Origin of the sequence: Mycobacterium sp. 050128, from assembly GCF_036409155.1 — a bacterium.
Classification (GTDB): Bacteria; Actinomycetota; Actinomycetes; order Mycobacteriales; family Mycobacteriaceae; genus Mycobacterium.
In genome coordinates this window covers 108,711-123,098 of the sequence record NZ_JAZGLW010000004.1, presented here as the reverse complement: position 1 = coordinate 123,098, position 14,388 = coordinate 108,711, and the positions used below count along the sequence as shown (strand labels likewise).

Annotated in this window: 13 protein-coding genes; 3 read left to right on the top strand and 10 right to left on the bottom strand. The window is 68.7% G+C overall.

Annotated features, from left to right (window positions below):
• Window positions 1–3 precede the first annotated feature (3 nt).
• The 3 genes from hypD to SKC41_RS23950 are packed head-to-tail and all read left to right on the top strand — an operon-like array spanning window position 4 to window position 3,052.
• On the top strand, window positions 4–1,146 hold the full coding sequence (hypD, locus tag SKC41_RS23960; RefSeq protein ID WP_330980190.1) for a hydrogenase formation protein HypD: 1,143 nt from the start codon (window positions 4–6) through the stop codon (window positions 1,144–1,146).
• Window positions 1,143–1,889, top strand: coding sequence for a DUF6390 family protein (locus SKC41_RS23955; protein WP_330980189.1), 747 nt, complete (start codon window positions 1,143–1,145; stop codon window positions 1,887–1,889). The genes hypD and SKC41_RS23955 overlap by 4 nt, the downstream gene beginning before the upstream one ends.
• Window positions 1,890–1,906: 17 nt before the next feature.
• Window positions 1,907–3,052, top strand: a complete 1,146-nt coding sequence (locus tag SKC41_RS23950; protein WP_330980188.1) for an alkaline phosphatase family protein — start codon at window positions 1,907–1,909, stop codon at window positions 3,050–3,052.
• Window positions 3,053–3,122: 70 nt separating this feature from the next.
• On the opposite strand, the gene SKC41_RS23945 is transcribed toward SKC41_RS23950, so the two are convergent.
• The 10 genes from SKC41_RS23945 to dxr form a co-directional block, all read right to left on the bottom strand.
• Window positions 3,123–3,869 carry a gamma-glutamyl-gamma-aminobutyrate hydrolase family protein gene (locus SKC41_RS23945; RefSeq protein ID WP_330980187.1) on the bottom strand — a complete coding sequence of 249 codons (747 nt, stop codon included), beginning with the start codon at window positions 3,867–3,869 and terminating at the stop codon, window positions 3,123–3,125.
• A 66-nt stretch (window positions 3,870–3,935) separates the two neighbouring features.
• The gene (locus SKC41_RS23940; protein ID WP_330980591.1) at window positions 3,936–4,490 is read right to left on the bottom strand and encodes an alpha/beta hydrolase; all 555 of its coding nucleotides are present in this window, start codon (window positions 4,488–4,490) and stop codon (window positions 3,936–3,938) included.
• Window positions 4,491–4,567: 77 nt separating this feature from the next.
• Window positions 4,568–6,067: a cobyric acid synthase gene (locus tag SKC41_RS23935; protein ID WP_330980186.1), complete on the bottom strand. Its 1,500-nt coding sequence runs from the start codon at window positions 6,065–6,067 to the stop codon at window positions 4,568–4,570.
• A gap of 13 nt (window positions 6,068–6,080) precedes the next feature.
• Window positions 6,081–6,938, bottom strand: coding sequence for a type I methionyl aminopeptidase (map, locus tag SKC41_RS23930; protein ID WP_330980185.1), 858 nt, complete (start codon window positions 6,936–6,938; stop codon window positions 6,081–6,083).
• A gap of 143 nt (window positions 6,939–7,081) precedes the next feature.
• Window positions 7,082–7,666, bottom strand: coding sequence for a DUF1707 SHOCT-like domain-containing protein (locus SKC41_RS23925; protein ID WP_330980184.1), 585 nt, complete (start codon window positions 7,664–7,666; stop codon window positions 7,082–7,084).
• Between the two features lie 42 nt (window positions 7,667–7,708).
• On the bottom strand, window positions 7,709–9,538 hold the full coding sequence (locus SKC41_RS23920; protein WP_330980183.1) for a penicillin-binding transpeptidase domain-containing protein: 1,830 nt from the start codon (window positions 9,536–9,538) through the stop codon (window positions 7,709–7,711).
• 149 nt (window positions 9,539–9,687) lie between these two features.
• Window positions 9,688–10,542: a GNAT family N-acetyltransferase gene (locus tag SKC41_RS23915; RefSeq protein WP_330980182.1), complete on the bottom strand. Its 855-nt coding sequence runs from the start codon at window positions 10,540–10,542 to the stop codon at window positions 9,688–9,690.
• Between the two features lie 55 nt (window positions 10,543–10,597).
• Window positions 10,598–11,767, bottom strand: a complete 1,170-nt coding sequence (gene ispG / locus SKC41_RS23910; RefSeq protein WP_330980181.1) for a flavodoxin-dependent (E)-4-hydroxy-3-methylbut-2-enyl-diphosphate synthase — start codon at window positions 11,765–11,767, stop codon at window positions 10,598–10,600.
• The gene (locus tag SKC41_RS23905) at window positions 11,764–12,978 is read right to left on the bottom strand and encodes a M50 family metallopeptidase (protein ID WP_330980180.1); all 1,215 of its coding nucleotides are present in this window, start codon (window positions 12,976–12,978) and stop codon (window positions 11,764–11,766) included. The genes ispG and SKC41_RS23905 overlap by 4 nt, the downstream gene beginning before the upstream one ends.
• A 6-nt stretch (window positions 12,979–12,984) precedes the next feature.
• Window positions 12,985–14,223, bottom strand: coding sequence for a 1-deoxy-D-xylulose-5-phosphate reductoisomerase (gene dxr, locus SKC41_RS23900; RefSeq protein ID WP_442931772.1), 1,239 nt, complete (start codon window positions 14,221–14,223; stop codon window positions 12,985–12,987).
• Window positions 14,224–14,388 lie beyond the last annotated feature (165 nt).

Here is a 14,388-nt window from a genome sequence, read left to right as displayed (position 1 = left end):
GCAATGAAATTCGTTGACGAATTCCGCGATCCCGCCGCGGCCCGCAAGCTGCTCGTCGCGATCGAGCACCTGGCCGGGAGCGGCGCCTGCCAAGAAGGCGAACAGTTCAAGTTCATGGAGGTGTGCGGCGGGCACACCCACACCATCTATCGGCACGGCATCGAGCATCTGCTGCCCGACAACGTCGAATTGGTGCACGGCCCGGGCTGCCCGGTCTGCGTGATCCCGATGGGCCGCATCGACGACGCGATGTGGCTGGCCGGTCAGCCCGACGTGATCTTCACCTGCTTCGGCGACATGATGCGGGTGCCCGGTTCGAACGGAAGCCTGTTGGACGCCAAGGCCCGGGGCGCCGACGTGCGTTTCGTGTATTCGCCGCTGGATGCGTGCAAGATCGCGATGGACAACCCGGACAAGCACGTCGTGTTCTTCGCGATCGGCTTCGAAACCACCGCACCGTCCACCGCGGTCACGCTGGTGCGGGCACGCGAGCTTGGACTGCCGAATTTCAGCGTGTTCTGCAACCACGTCACGATCGTGCCGCCGATCAAGGCGATTCTGGAGTCGCCGGATCTGCGGCTGTCGGGGTTCATCGGTCCCGGGCACGTGTCGACCGTGGTCGGCAACCGGCCGTATCGATTCGTCCCCGGTGTGTATCGAAAGCCGTTGGTGGTGGCCGGATTCGAGCCGCTGGACATCCTGGCCTCGGTCGCGATGCTGCTGCGCCAGATCCGCGAGGGCCGGTGCGAGGTGGAGAACCAGTACAAGCGGGTGGTGCCCGAGCACGGCAACCCGGCCGCGCTGGCGTTGATGGGCAAGGTGTTCGCGCTGCGTCCGCACTTCGAATGGCGCGGCCTGGGCTTCATTTCGCAAAGCGCGCTGCGGCTGCACGACGACTTCGCCGAGTTCGACGCCGAGCTGCGGTTCGCGATGCCCGGTGTGCGGGTCGCCGACCCGAAGGCATGTCAATGCGGCGAGGTGCTCAAGGGTGTGCTGAAGCCCTGGGAGTGCAAGGTTTTCGGCACCGCGTGCACGCCGGAGACGCCGATCGGCACGTGCATGGTGTCGCCCGAAGGGGCATGCGCGGCCTATTACAACTTCGGCCGCCTGCACCGCGACGCGGCCAAACTGGTGGCGCGCAGTTGACCGATATCCGCGGCGCAGAGATGTTCGCCCGCTACGCGTATGCGCCCAACGCGCTGGGCTACTGCGGACCCCCGCTGGGCGCGACCCTGCGTGACGGCTCCGTCGACGATGTGCGCAGGGCGGCGACGAAGTTCTCCGGGGCCTGGCCGTATCTGCGGGTGCTGTCCGCGCTGACAGGTATCGCCGACCCGCTCGATCATCGCCTGGTCGAATCGTATTGGCTCGGCGGCGGGATCGGCGCCGGCATCGATCCCCGGGACTTCTTCGACGCGTTGCTGGCGATCATCGGCCCGCAGGCCGGCCACTACTGGTCACACCTGACTTCGGAGCTGGCGCGCGAAGCGGCCGGCAACCACTGCTTCCACGTGTTCGGCGTGTACCCGTGGACACGGTTCTTAGGCGGCGGAGGCCGCAAGATCAATGCCGAACATCCGATCGGTGTGCTGGACAACTGCCGAATCACCTGGGGCACAGTCGTTTCCCGAACCGGTGACGACGTCGAGGTGAGGTGCCGGCGGCTGGTGTGCGATGGGCAGGTGCTCACACTGGGCGAGCCGTCGGTGCGATTGCTCGACATCTGGGCCGACGGGTACAGCGCGGTGCCCGACGTGGCCGCCGGCGACGAGGTCGCGGTGCACTGGGGCCGGTTGTGTGGCCGGCTGGACCCGCGGCAGGTGCGTGCGCTGGCCGAGAGCACCGACCGGCAACTGCGGGTGACCAGCCAACGGCTGGCACACGTCTAGCCGTGCCAGACTGGGGCATGTCCGGTCCAGCGCTTGGTTCCCTGTGCGATGTGCTTCCAGCGGCGGCCGCACTGCTCGGCGTGCCGGATGCCGTCGACCGGTTGGGGGTCACGGAATCGGTTGCCGAGCAGGTTGATCGGGTCGCCGTCGTGCTGGTGGACGGACTGGGCTGGCACCTGTTACCCGAGTTGGCGGGCAGCGCGCCGCTGCTGGCCTCGGTGCTGGCCGGCGGCGCGGGGCGGATGACCCAACTCACGTGCACCTTCCCGTCGACCACGCCGAGCAGCCTGGTGTCGCTGGGCACCGGCGCGCAGCCGGGCGAGCACGGCATCCTCGGCTTCACGCTCAACGTCCCCGGCACCGACAGGGTGCTGACCCACATCTATTGGCGCTCGGACTCACCCTGGGCCCCGCCGCCGGCGCAGTGGCAGCCGTTGCCGACCTGGTTCGGGCGGCTGCAGCGATGCGGGGTCGGTGCGCGGGCGGTGCTGCCGGCGTTGTTCATGGGCAGCGGACTGACGGATGCGGCGTATCGCGGCGCCGACTTTCGCCCGAGCAACCCCGACGACGACTACGCCCAGCTGGTCATCGACGAGCTGCGCGCGGCACCCGGCCTGGTGTACGGCTACACCGCCGACCTGGACACCGCCGCGCACGTGTTCGGCATCGGATCGCCGCACTGGCACGCGGCGGCCGCCCGGGTCGACGCACTGCTGACTCGCCTCCTCGACGCCCTCCCGGCGCACGCGGCGCTGCTGGTGACCGCCGATCACGGCGGCCTCAACGTGGCGCCGCAGGCCCGCGTCGACCTGGACACCGACGCCCGGCTGAGCGCGGGAATCCGGGTGGTCGCGGGTGAACCGCGGGTGCGCTACCTGCACACCGAACCGGGCGCCGCGGTCGATGTGCAGGCGACGTGGAGCGCGCTGCTGGACGGGCGGGCCCGGGTTTACAGTCGCGACCAGGCGGTGGCCACCGGGATGTTCGGGCCGGTCGATCCGGGACATCTGGCGCGCATCGGCGACGTCGTCGTGATCTGCACCGGCGACACCGCGGTGCTGGCCACCAAGCGCGAGCCCCCGGAAGCGGCCCGCCTCATCGGGTTTCACGGCGGGGCCAGCGCGGCCGAAATGGCGATACCGCTCATCGTCTTCGCGGCGTGAGCGCGTGTCGCAGGGCAGTGCTGGACCCGAGTCATGTTGTCCCGCTTACCGAACCGCGGTCGCTCAGCCGTTAGGCGACCCGGGTGCCGGACGCGTAAGAGCTCGCGGCGTCGACGATCGCCTGGAACAGCCGCAGGTCCTCGAGGAACTGCTCGGGATGCCACTGCACGGAGACGACGAAGTTGTCCCCGGGTACTTCCAGGCCCTCGACGACGCCGTCGGCGTCCCAGGCGCTGACGATCAGGCCGTCACCGACCTTGTCGACGGCCTGGTGGTGATAGCACCAGGCGTCGGCGGACTCGCCGAGTAACTCGGCGAGCCTGGTCCCCGCGACCGTGGTGACCGGCAACTTGGTGAAGCGCCCGTAACCCGCATGATGGCCGCGATGGCCGAGAACATCGGGCAGATGCTGATGCAGGGTTCCGCCGAATGCGACATTGAGCATCTGCGTGCCGCGGCAGATGCCCAGCACCGGGAGGCCGCGGCCCAGCGCGGCCCGCAACAGCGCGAACTCGAACTCGTCGCGGACCGTGCGGGGCGGGTCGGTCTTCGGATGCGGTTGCTGGCCGTAGGCGGCCGGGTCGACGTCATATCCACCGGTGATGATCAGCCCGTCGAGGTGGTCGAGCACGCTCTCGGCGACGTCGGGATCCGCCGGCTGGGGCGGCAGCAGCACCGCGATGCCGCCCGCCTTGATGACACCCTCGAAGTAGTTGGCACCCAGATATCCCGCCGGGATGTCCCAACCGTCGGACTGCACTTGCTCGAGATAGCTGGTCAGGCCGATGACCGGCCGACGCGTTCCGGAGGCGTTCACGCCGCAGGCATCCTTTCCTTGACTGCGCGACCACGCTGTCGCCAAACGTATGCCGGCCGAGCAGTCCTACCAGGTGCTGGTGCGCAACACGATCTCGGCCGCCAATTGGGCGGTCGACTCCTGGGCGTTGCGCCGTCCGAGCATGTCCACGCTGCGGTAGTCGGCGTAGACGAACCGCTGGCTGTTGCGGGCGACCGTCCGTCCGCCCGGCGTACTGACCAGCACGGTGGTGCCGATCTCGACCGGGGGGCAGTGGTCGTCGCGGACCACGCCGTTGACGTCGGCCACGCATGGGTGTCCGCGGTCGACGACGACCAGGCCGACGAACCGGCCCAGCTTGGTCGCCGCGAGTTCCCAGGCGATGTCGCCGCCGGCGCGGTCGCCGACCACGACGGCCCAACTGATACCCAGGCCGTCGAGGATGCCGATCACCGACTTCGGGGTCAGCCGCGGGTCGAGGCCGATGACGATGGTGCGAAGCGATGCGGTGTGGAGGCGCTCACAGACCGCGTCATAAGCGGCTAATTCCCGCTGTTCATCGCCGAGGATGACGACGACGACACCGTTCTCAGGACCGGACACGCCCACCGGGACGGGAAAGCCGTCGAGCGTGGTCATCATCGAGGGCACTTACGCACGCTACAGCCAATATTGACACCGCGCGAGGTTTGTCCCGGGGGTCGCGCGAGCCGCCGGCGCTACGCCTCCAGCCGGGTTGCGAGGTGTGGCCGCGGCGGCGGGCCGTCGAGCAGGCCGAGGACGGCGTCCATGTCGAGGTGAGACGCCAGCAGTTCGGCGGCCACGTCCAGTTGGGCGTCGCGTCGCGCCGCGACGTTGGTGTCGTCGGCGACAACGAACTTTGTCCGTCCGGCCGCCGCGGCCACCTCGGTCAGCCAGTCGCGGCGAAAGCCGTCGTTGTCCAGCAGGCCGTGCCAATGCGTGCCGAAGACCGCGCCGTGGGCGAGGCCGTGCAGGTCGTCGCCCGCCTGGAACCACGGCTCGTTGATGTAGCGGGCAAGCCGACCGTGGTGGATTTCGTATCCGCGCAGCGGTCGCTCCCACCGCCGCAGCACCTTGTCCTCGGCGAAGACGATGTCGGCATCCAGCAGCCCGAGCCCCGCCACTTCCCCGCTTCCCGATTCCACCGTGTCCTCGATCCGCCGGCACAGCATCTGGAAGCCCCCACAGATCCCCAACACCGGCTTGCCGGCCCCGGCGTGGCCGGTGACCGCGGCGGCCAGGCCCTGGTCGCGCAGCCAGCACAGGTCGGCGACGGTCGCCTTGCTGCCCGGCAGCACCACCAGGTCGGCGTCGGCCAGCTCGGCCGGGTCGCTGATCCAGCGCACCAGCACACCGGGCTCGCAGGCCAGGGCCTCGATGTCGGTCGAGTTGGAGATTCGCGGCAGCCGGATGGCGGCGACCTTCAGCCACTCGCCACCCAGCGGCGGGGCAGGCCTGCCGACGACGCGGTGCGCGAGGACCGACAGCGAGTCCTCGGCATCCAGCCACAGCTCGTCGGCGTAGGGCAGCACGCCATAGGTTGGGCGGCCGGTCATTTCGAGGAGTTGGCTCAGCCCGGGCGCCAGCAGCGCGGGGTCACCGCGAAACTTGTTGACGATGAAACCCGCGATCAGTGCCTGGTCGTCGGGGTCGAGCACGGCTACCGTGCCGAACAGATGCGCAAGCAGGCCGCCGCGGTCGATGTCGCCGACCAGGACCACCGGCAGGTTCGCGGCCCTAGCCAATCCCATGTTGGCCAAATCCGTGGCTCGCAAGTTGATTTCGGCCGGCGAGCCGGCCCCTTCACAGATCACCACATCGAATTCGTCACGCAGCGAAGCCAACTCGTCGGCAACCACTTCTGCGAGCCGGTCGCGATGCTCGAAATAGCTTGCCGCGCTAACTGAGTCGGTGACTCGACCCCGGACTACCAGCTGCGACGTCCGGTCGCTGCCCGGTTTGAGCAGGATCGGATTGAACCGCACGCTGGGCTCCAGCCCCGCCGCCCGGGCCTGAATGGCCTGAGCCCGGCCGATTTCGCCGCCCTCGATGGTGACCGCGGAGTTGTTGGACATGTTCTGCGCCTTGAACGGCGCGACCCTGACTCCGTTGCGCGCCAGCAGCCGGCACAGGCCCGCCACCAGAACCGATTTCCCGGCATCGGAGCTGGTGCCCGCGACCAGCAGAGCGCCGTTCACGCTGACGCGCGGCTCAGGCGACGGTGAGGATCTCGGCGCCGGTGTCGGTGACCAGCAGGGTGTGCTCGAACTGTGCGGTCCACTTGCGGTCCCTGGTGACCACGGTCCAGCCGTCGTCCCAGATTTCGTAGTCCAGCGACCCGAGATTGATCATCGGTTCGATCGTGAACGTCATTCCCGGTTGGATCTCGGTGGTGACCGACGGCTGGTCGTAGTGCAGCACGACCAGCCCGTTGTGAAACGTGGTGCCGATTCCATGGCCGGTGAAGTCGCGAACCACGTTGTACCCGAACCGATTTGCGTAGGCCTCGATGACGCGGCCCACGACCGAAAGCGCGCGTCCGGGTTTGACGGCGTTGATCGCCCGCATCGTCGCCTCACGCGTCCGCTCGACGAGCAGCCGGTGTTCCTCGGACACATCGCCGGCCAGAAACGTCGCGTTGGTGTCACCGTGCACGCCGTCGATGTAGGCGGTGACGTCGATGTTGACGATGTCGCCGTCTTCGACCACCGTCGAGTCGGGGATGCCGTGGCAGATCACCTCGTTGAGCGACGTGCAGCAGGACTTCGGGTAGCCCTTGTAGCCCAGGGTCGACGGGTAGGCGCCGTTGTCCACCATGTACTCGTGGGCGATGCGGTCCAGCTCGTCGGTGGTCACGCCGGGCGCGACCGCCTTGCCCGCCTCTTCCAGCGCACCGGCCGCAATCCGGCCCGCGACGCGCATCTTCTCGATCACCTCGGGCGTCTGCACCCACGGCTCGGTGCCCTCCTTGGCGGTGGGCTTCCACGCATACTCGGGGCGCGGGATGCGGTTGGGCACCGGCAGAGTCGGGGACAACACTCCGGGCGAAAGCGCGGTGCGAACAGGCATGCTCGCTAGCTTAATCGCGCCTTTCGGCTGCGTGCCGGGCATCGCTGGTGCATCAGTGGCGTTGAGTGTGTCTGCAGGGCGGCATTTCGCCCGTTTTCCCGCCCTCAACGCACACTCGAACCCGATAGCCCCCCGGGCGCGCGTCAGGCCTTGCGGCGATGCAGAAGCGAGCGGCGGGGTCCGTGGATGGTCACCGAGCCGCACACCACCCGGCCGGTCAGCACCACATGCGGCCTGCCCTCGCCGGGGGCATCCTTGCGGCGGTCGCGAGCACTGCCGACGTAGACCTCGACGTCGTCGATCGAGGCGCTGGCGCCATCCGGCAGCCAGATGTCGACCGAGCCGAACCGCACGTCGAGCTCGACGACCACCACCGGGCCGGCGAACCGGGCCTTGGTGAGCTCGAGTTTGACCGAACCCAGCCGTCGTACCAGCGCCAACCGGGTGGGCACCGTCCATTCGCCGTGCCGCCGCAGCGAGCCGGCCCAGCCACGCAGCTCGATCCGATCCGCCGCCGAGGTGACGATCGCGCCCGGCCCGGGCAGGTCACCGACCAGGCCGTCCAGCTCGCCCTGGGTGCGCGCGTAGGACACCCGCGACGAGCGCTGCTCGAATTCGCCGATATCGATCAGGCCGAGCGCAACCGCGTTGTGCAGCCGCCGCATCGTGCCGTTGCGGTCCGCATCGGAGACGCGCAGCGTCACCATGTCCCCGCCGCTATCCGTCATGCTCGCAATTTACGCCGTTACGGGTCCCCGGACCGAAAAGCCTCAGGTCAGATAGCCCGGCGGCAGCGACTCGAACATGAATTTGGTCATCCGGACCGCCCATTCCGAGCTGCCGCCCCCGACGATCAGCGCCGCGAAGGCCAGATCGCCGCGGTACCCGGCGAACCAGGAGTGCGAGCCGCCCGGGAACTCGGCCTCACCCGTCTTCCCGTAGATCTCACCGCAGCCGTTGATCTCCTTGGCGGTCCCATTGGTCACCACCAGCCGCATCATCGGGCGCAGCGCGTCGATCATCTTCGGGCTGATCGGGGTGCTGTCACCCTCGACCGTCGTCGGGCGGCCCGCGATCAATTGCGGCACAGGGGTTTTCCCCGCGGCGACGGTCGCCGCCACCAGCGCCATGCCGAACGGGCTGGCCAGGACCCGGCCCTGGCCGAAGCCGTCTTCGGTGCGCTCGGCCAGGTCGACCGTCGGCGGCACGGACCCGGTCACGGTGCTGATGCCGTCCACCGTGTAGTCGAGCCCGATCCCGTACTGGGAGGCCGTCTGCGTCAGGCCCCGCGGCGGCATCCTGCTGCTCAACTCGGCAAACGTGGTGTTGCAGGAACTGGCGAACGCGCGGGACATCGACACCACGCCGAGGTCGAAGCCGCCGTAGTTGGGGATGGTGCGGTGCCCGATGTCGAGATGGCCCGGGCAGCCGACCATCGAGTTGGGTGTGGCCAAATCGCGGTCGACGGCGGCGCCGGCGGTGACCATCTTGAACGTCGACCCGGGCGGGAACAGGCCGTTGGTGGCGGGCAGGCCGTCGGCGTCGGCCGCGCCGTTCTGCGCGATCGCGAGGATCTCGCCCGTCGACGGCTTGATCGCGACGATCATCGCCTTGCCGCCCTTGTTGTCCACCGCGCGCTGAGCGGCGTTCTGCACGATCCGGTCCAAGGTGATCGACACCGACGGGGCCGGCGCCCCGTCGACCTCATGCAGCACCGCGACGTCGACGTTGTTCTGGTTGACGCTGACCACCCGCCAGCCCGCCTGACCGTCGAGTTGGTCGATCACGGCCTTCTTGACCTCGCCGACGACGGCGGGCGCGAAATGTGGGTCGGTCGCCAGCATGTCGGCCTGCGGGGTGACCACGATCCCGGGCAGCCGGCCGATCACCGGAAACACCTTGTCGTTGTCGGCGGGAAGCAGCGTGACGCCCAGGTCCACCTGGTTGGGCGTCGAGCTGGCCCGCTCGGCGAGCAGCTGCGGGTCGGTCAGCGTGTCGTTGAACGGCCGCAGCACGTCGACGATCGAATGGGTGGTGAAGCTCAACGACTGCGGCGGTCCGGCCTTGTTGGCGTCCAGCGTGTAGTGATAGCGGTAGCCCGGCGCCAGCACATCGCTACCGCCGAGTTCGTTCACCGAGGCGCGCCGCGGCGCGTCGGCGCGCAACGCGAACGTCTGGTGCTCCCCCAGCTTGGGGTGCAGCCCGTTGGGCGCCCACCGGACCTCCCACCGGCCCTCGTCGCGGGCCATCTTCAGCTGGCCGTCATAGCTCCACACCCGGTTCTTCGGCAGATGCCAGCTGAACCGATAGCTGACCGTGCCGGTGTCCTCGGCGTACTTCGAGCTGAGGATCTGCGCGTCCAGATGGGTGGCCTGCAGCCCGGCCCAGGCCGCGTTGAGCGCATCGCGAGCCTCGTTGGGGTTGTCGCTGAGTTGGGCGGCCGTCGCGGTGTCGCCAATGGCCAAGGCGCGGAAGAACTTTTCCGCGGCGGGGCCCGGACCGTCGGGCCGCGGCGTGCATCCAGACAGCGCCGCAGCCGCGACGAGCAGCAAGACCGCAGCCGCCGATACAACTGATACTGATGAGGTTTTTGTGGCCATCGTTACTGATGTTAAGAACAGTGGCGGGTGCACGGCCGCCGACACACCGAGATCGCACCGTTATGTCGGGCAGTGCACGTCCGTCGTGTCGAATACCCGACCAGCCGGGCGTGCGGCCGGCCGCTCCGGCAACTCCAGCAGCAGCTCGGCTAGTCCAGCAGGACCGTGGCGAAGGTGCCGACCTCGGCGAAACCCACCCGGGCGTAGGCGGCGCGCGCCACCTCGTTGAAGTCGTTCACGTACAGGCTGGCGATGCGCCCGCTGCCGACGATCACGGCGGCCAGCATCGCGGTACCCCGGGCACCGAGCCCCAGGCCGCGCCACTCCGGATGCACCCAGACGCCCTGGATCTGCCCGACCGCAGGCGATTGCGATCCGACCTCGGCCTTGAAGACGACCTGACCGTGCTCGAACCGGGCCCAGGCACGCCCGGCGGCGATCAGGCTGGCCACCCGGCGGCGGTAGCCGCGGCCGCCGTCGCCCAGGCGCGGGTCGATGCCGACCTCACCGATGAACATGTCGACCGCGGCCACCAGGTAGGCGTCCAGCTCCTCCGGGCGCACCTGACGCACCTCGGGGTCGAGGTCACACATCGGGTGTTTGGCCAGCGCCATCAGCGGTTGGCGTTCGCGCACGTCACGCGCCGGACCCCAGGCCGTCTCGAGCCGCTCCCACATCGGCAGGACCAGGCTGGCCCGCCCGACCAGCGAGGAACAGCGCCGCGTGCCGCTCATCGCCTCGTCGGCAAAAGCGTTCAGGTCGGCCGGCAGCCCGCGCAACGGGATCAGGTTGGCACCGGCAAAACACAGCGACTCGTCCGCGCCGCGGCGGGTCCACAGCTCCCCGCCGATCGCGCCGGGGTCGATGCCGTGATCGGCGACGCGGGAGGCGACCATGCAGGACCCGATCGGATCTTCGTCGAATACGCGCCACACCGCGGCGGCGTCGCGCACCACGGACACCCGTCTGTCGCCGACCAGGCGAAACAGGGGCGGAGCCGACATCTGGCGAACTCTCTGTGGTGCGAACGACAGGATCAGTAAGAGAGAACTGGTCTTATCAGCTTACGGTGACAACCGGCGTCCCGCTGGCTGTTGTGCCAGGACCGTTATCACTAGCCATATCCGAAGCCAACCGCATCGCCTCTTCGATCAGTGTCTCGACGATCTGAGCTTCGGGAACGGTCTTGATCACCTCGCCGCGAACGAATATCTGGCCCTTGCCGTTTCCGGAGGCAACGCCGAGATCGGCCTCGCGGGCCTCCCCCGGACCGTTGACGACACAGCCCATCACGGCGACCCGCAGCGGCACGTCGAGCCCGTCCAGGCCCGCGGACACCGCGTTGGCCAGGGTGTAGACGTCGACCTGCGCACGGCCGCACGACGGGCAGGACACGATCTCGAGCCCGCGCGGGCGCAGGTTCAGCGATTCGAGAATCTGAATGCCGACCTTGACTTCCTCGACCGGTGGCGCCGACAGGGACACCCGGATGGTGTCGCCGATGCCGCGGGACAGCAGCGCGCCGAAGGCCACCGCCGACTTGATGGTGCCCTGGAAGGCCGGCCCGGCCTCGGTCACACCGAGGTGCAGCGGATAGTCGCACGCCGCGGCCAGCTGCTCGTAGGCGGCGACCATCACGACTGGGTCGTTGTGCTTGACGCTGATCTTGATGTCGCCGAAGCCGTGCTCCTCGAACAGCGAGGCCTCCCACAGCGCCGACTCGACCAGCGCCTCGGGGGTGGCCTTGCCATACTTCTCCATGAACCGCTTGTCCAGCGAGCCGGCGTTGACGCCGATGCGGATCGGGATGCCGGCCGCGGCGGCCGCCTTGGCGACCTCACCGACCCGGCCGTCGAACTCCTTGATGTTGCCCGGATTGACCCGCACCGCGGCACACCCGGCGTCGATCGCGGCGAAGATGTACTTCGGCTGGAAGTGGATGTCGGCGATCACCGGGATCTGGCTGTGCCGGGCGATCTCGGCCAGCGCGTCGGCATCCTCCTGACGCGGGCACGCCACCCGGACGATGTCGCAGCCCGCGGCGGTCAGCTCGGCGATCTGCTGCAGCGTCGTATTGACGTCGTGCGTCTTGGTGGTGCACATCGACTGCACCGAAATCGGGGAATCGCTGCCGACCCCGACGTCGCGAACCATCAATTGGCGCGTTCTACGCCGGGGCGCAAGCGTAGGCGCCGGTGCTTCCGGCATGCCCAGGCCAATGCCCGTCATTGGAAGAGCCTGATCGGGTTGACCAGATCGGCGGTCACGGTCAGCAGCATGTAGCCGACCACGAATACCAGGACCACATAGGTCGCCGGCATCAGCTTGAGGTAGTTGACCGGGGCGGCCGCGACCATGCCACGCGCGGACCGGACCAGGTTGCGGATCTTTTCGAAGACCGCGACGGCGATGTGGCCGCCGTCGAACGGCAGCAGCGGCAACAGGTTGATCGCGCCCAGGATCAGGTTCAGCTGGGCCAGGAAGAACCAGAACGCCACCCACAGCCCGTGGTCGACGGTGTCACCGCCGATGATGCTGGCCCCGACGACGCTCATCGGCGTCTGCGGGTCACGCTGCCCGCCACCGATCGCGTGCACCAGCGCGCCGACCTTGCCGGGGATCGCGACCAGCGCCTTGCCCACCTCGGCCGTCAGTTCGCCGGTGAAGGCGAACGTCGCGGGGATGGCGCCGAGCACGCCGTAGTGCGTGGGCGACTGTTTGACGCCACCGACGCCCATGGCGCCGACCGTTGCGGCGGCGGGCTTGCCGTCCTGTCCGTTGCCCACGTATCGCTGGGTCTGCGTGATGTCGACGTAGGCGGTGATCGGGGTGCCGTTACGTTCGACGACGACCGGGACGGTGCCGTGCAGCTTGCGGATCGCGGCGGCCATGTCGTCGAAGGTGGACACCTTGGTGTCGCCGACCTTGACCACCACGTCGCCGGGGCGGATGCCGGCCTGCGCGGCCGGCCCGGGACCGGTGCACTCGCCAAGCTTGCCCGGCGCGACTTCTGGTGCGATGCAAGCGGTTTCGCCGACAATTGCCTGGGTGGGCGGGTGCAGGTTGGGCAGCCCCCAGATCAGCGCGATCACGTAGATCAGGACCAAGCAGATGATGAAGTTCATGCCCGGGCCGGCGAACAGCACCGCGACCCGCTTCCACGTTTTCTGCTTGTACATGGCCCGGTCCGTCTCGTCGGGCGCCAGGTCCTCGACCGGGGTCATCCCGGCGATGTCGCAGAAGCCGCCCAGCGGAACGGCCTTGACGCCGTACTCGGTCTCGCCGCGCCGAGTCGACCACAGCGTGGGGCCGAAGCCGACGAAATAGCGGCGCACCTTCATCCCGGTGGCGCGCGCGACCCACATGTGGCCGCATTCGTGCAGGGCCACCGAGATCAGGATGGCCAGCGCGAACAGCACAATGCCGATTGCGAACATCATCAGCCGCTAGGACCTTTCTAAGACCATTCCCGGCACTTTGGCGGGGCTTGTAGTTGCGACCGCGCGCTGCGCTCGCTCCCGCGCCCAGCGCTGCGCGTCTAGTACCTCATCCACGTTAGCCGGTAAAACGGCCCATTGGTCGGCGGCGCTCAGCACGTCGGCGATTGTTCTGACGATGGCCGGAAAGCTGATGCGGCCGTCCAGGAAGGCCGCCGCGGCCTCCTCGTTGGCGGCGTTGTAGACCGCGGTCATGCAGCCGCCGATCTCGCCGGCCTGTCGGGCCAGCTCGACGGCCGGGAAAACTTCGCTGTCCAACGGCTCGAACTCCCAGGTAGACGCGGTGGTGAAGTCGCAATACGCGGCCGCACCGGGCACCCGCCGCGGCCAGCCCAGCGCCAGCGCGATGGGCAGCTTCATGTCCGGCGGGCTGGCCTGGGCGATCGTCGAGCCGTCGATGAACGTGACCATTGAATGAACAATCGACTGGGGGTGCACGACGACCTCGATGCGGTCGTACGCAACGTCGAACAGCAGGTGGGTTTCGATGAGCTCGAGTCCCTTGTTCACCAGCGACGCCGAGTTCAGCGTGTTCATCGGGCCCATCGACCAGGTCGGATGGGCGCCGGCCTGCTCGGGGGTGACGGCCTCGAGGTCGGCGACGGCCCAGCCGCGAAACGGGCCGCCCGACGCGGTCAGCACCAGCTTGGCGACCTCGTCGGGCTCGCCGCCGCGCAGGCACTGGGCCAGCGCGGAGTGCTCGGAGTCCACCGGCACGATCTGCCCCGGTCGCGCCGCCTTGAGGACCAGCGGACCGCCGGCGATCAGCGATTCCTTGTTGGCCAGCGCCAGTCGGGCACCCGAGTGCAGCGCCGCCAGCGTCGGTCGCAGGCCCAACGCCCCGACCAGGGCATTGAGCACGACGTCGGCCTCGGTTTCCTCGACCAGCCGGGTGACCGCGTCGGGGCCGTGAAACGCGACGTCGCCGAGCGTCGCGGCGGCTTGCTCGTCGGCGACGGCGATATTGGTCACCCCGGTCTCGGCCCGCTGGCGCGCCAAGGTGTCCGGATTTGAGCCCCCCGCCGCCAGCCCGACCACCTCGAAGCGGTCCGGGTTGGCGGCGATGACCTGCAGCGCCTGGGTACCGATGGAGCCGGTGCTGCCCAGCACGAGTACGCGGATCGGCCCATCGGCCTGCGCATCGGTCCTCGGGTTGCCCACCCACCCATTGTGCCGCCGGTAGGTCATGCGGGCTATGCCGGCTCGAGTGCGCGCTCAGGGCGTTGAGCGTGCGTCCAGGGTGCGATTTCGGCGATTTTTGCGCCCTGAACGCACACTCGACGCGGCGCCCGCATCGAACCTGGTGACTTTCGCCCCATCCGTGACCGCTGTCACTCCGAATCACCGGAGTCA

Excerpts from the sequence above, each read along its gene's own strand:
- hypD (WP_330980190.1), top strand. The coding sequence starts at position 4 with ATGAAATTCGTTGACGAATTCCGCGATCCCGCCGCGGCCCGCAAGCTG.
- SKC41_RS23950 (WP_330980188.1), top strand. The coding sequence starts at position 1,907 with ATGTCCGGTCCAGCGCTTGGTTCCCTGTGCGATGTGCTTCCAGCGGCG.
- ispG (WP_330980181.1), bottom strand. The coding sequence starts at position 11,767 with ATGACGGGCATTGGCCTGGGCATGCCGGAAGCACCGGCGCCTACGCTT.
- SKC41_RS23915 (WP_330980182.1), bottom strand. The coding sequence starts at position 10,542 with ATGTCGGCTCCGCCCCTGTTTCGCCTGGTCGGCGACAGACGGGTGTCC.
- SKC41_RS23905 (WP_330980180.1), bottom strand. The coding sequence starts at position 12,978 with ATGATGTTCGCAATCGGCATTGTGCTGTTCGCGCTGGCCATCCTGATC.
- dxr (WP_442931772.1), bottom strand. The coding sequence starts at position 14,223 with ATGACCTACCGGCGGCACAATGGGTGGGTGGGCAACCCGAGGACCGAT.
- map (WP_330980185.1), bottom strand. The coding sequence starts at position 6,938 with ATGCCTGTTCGCACCGCGCTTTCGCCCGGAGTGTTGTCCCCGACTCTG.
- SKC41_RS23925 (WP_330980184.1), bottom strand. The coding sequence starts at position 7,666 with ATGACGGATAGCGGCGGGGACATGGTGACGCTGCGCGTCTCCGATGCG.
- SKC41_RS23940 (WP_330980591.1), bottom strand. The coding sequence starts at position 4,490 with ATGATGACCACGCTCGACGGCTTTCCCGTCCCGGTGGGCGTGTCCGGT.
- SKC41_RS23920 (WP_330980183.1), bottom strand. The coding sequence starts at position 9,538 with ATGGCCACAAAAACCTCATCAGTATCAGTTGTATCGGCGGCTGCGGTC.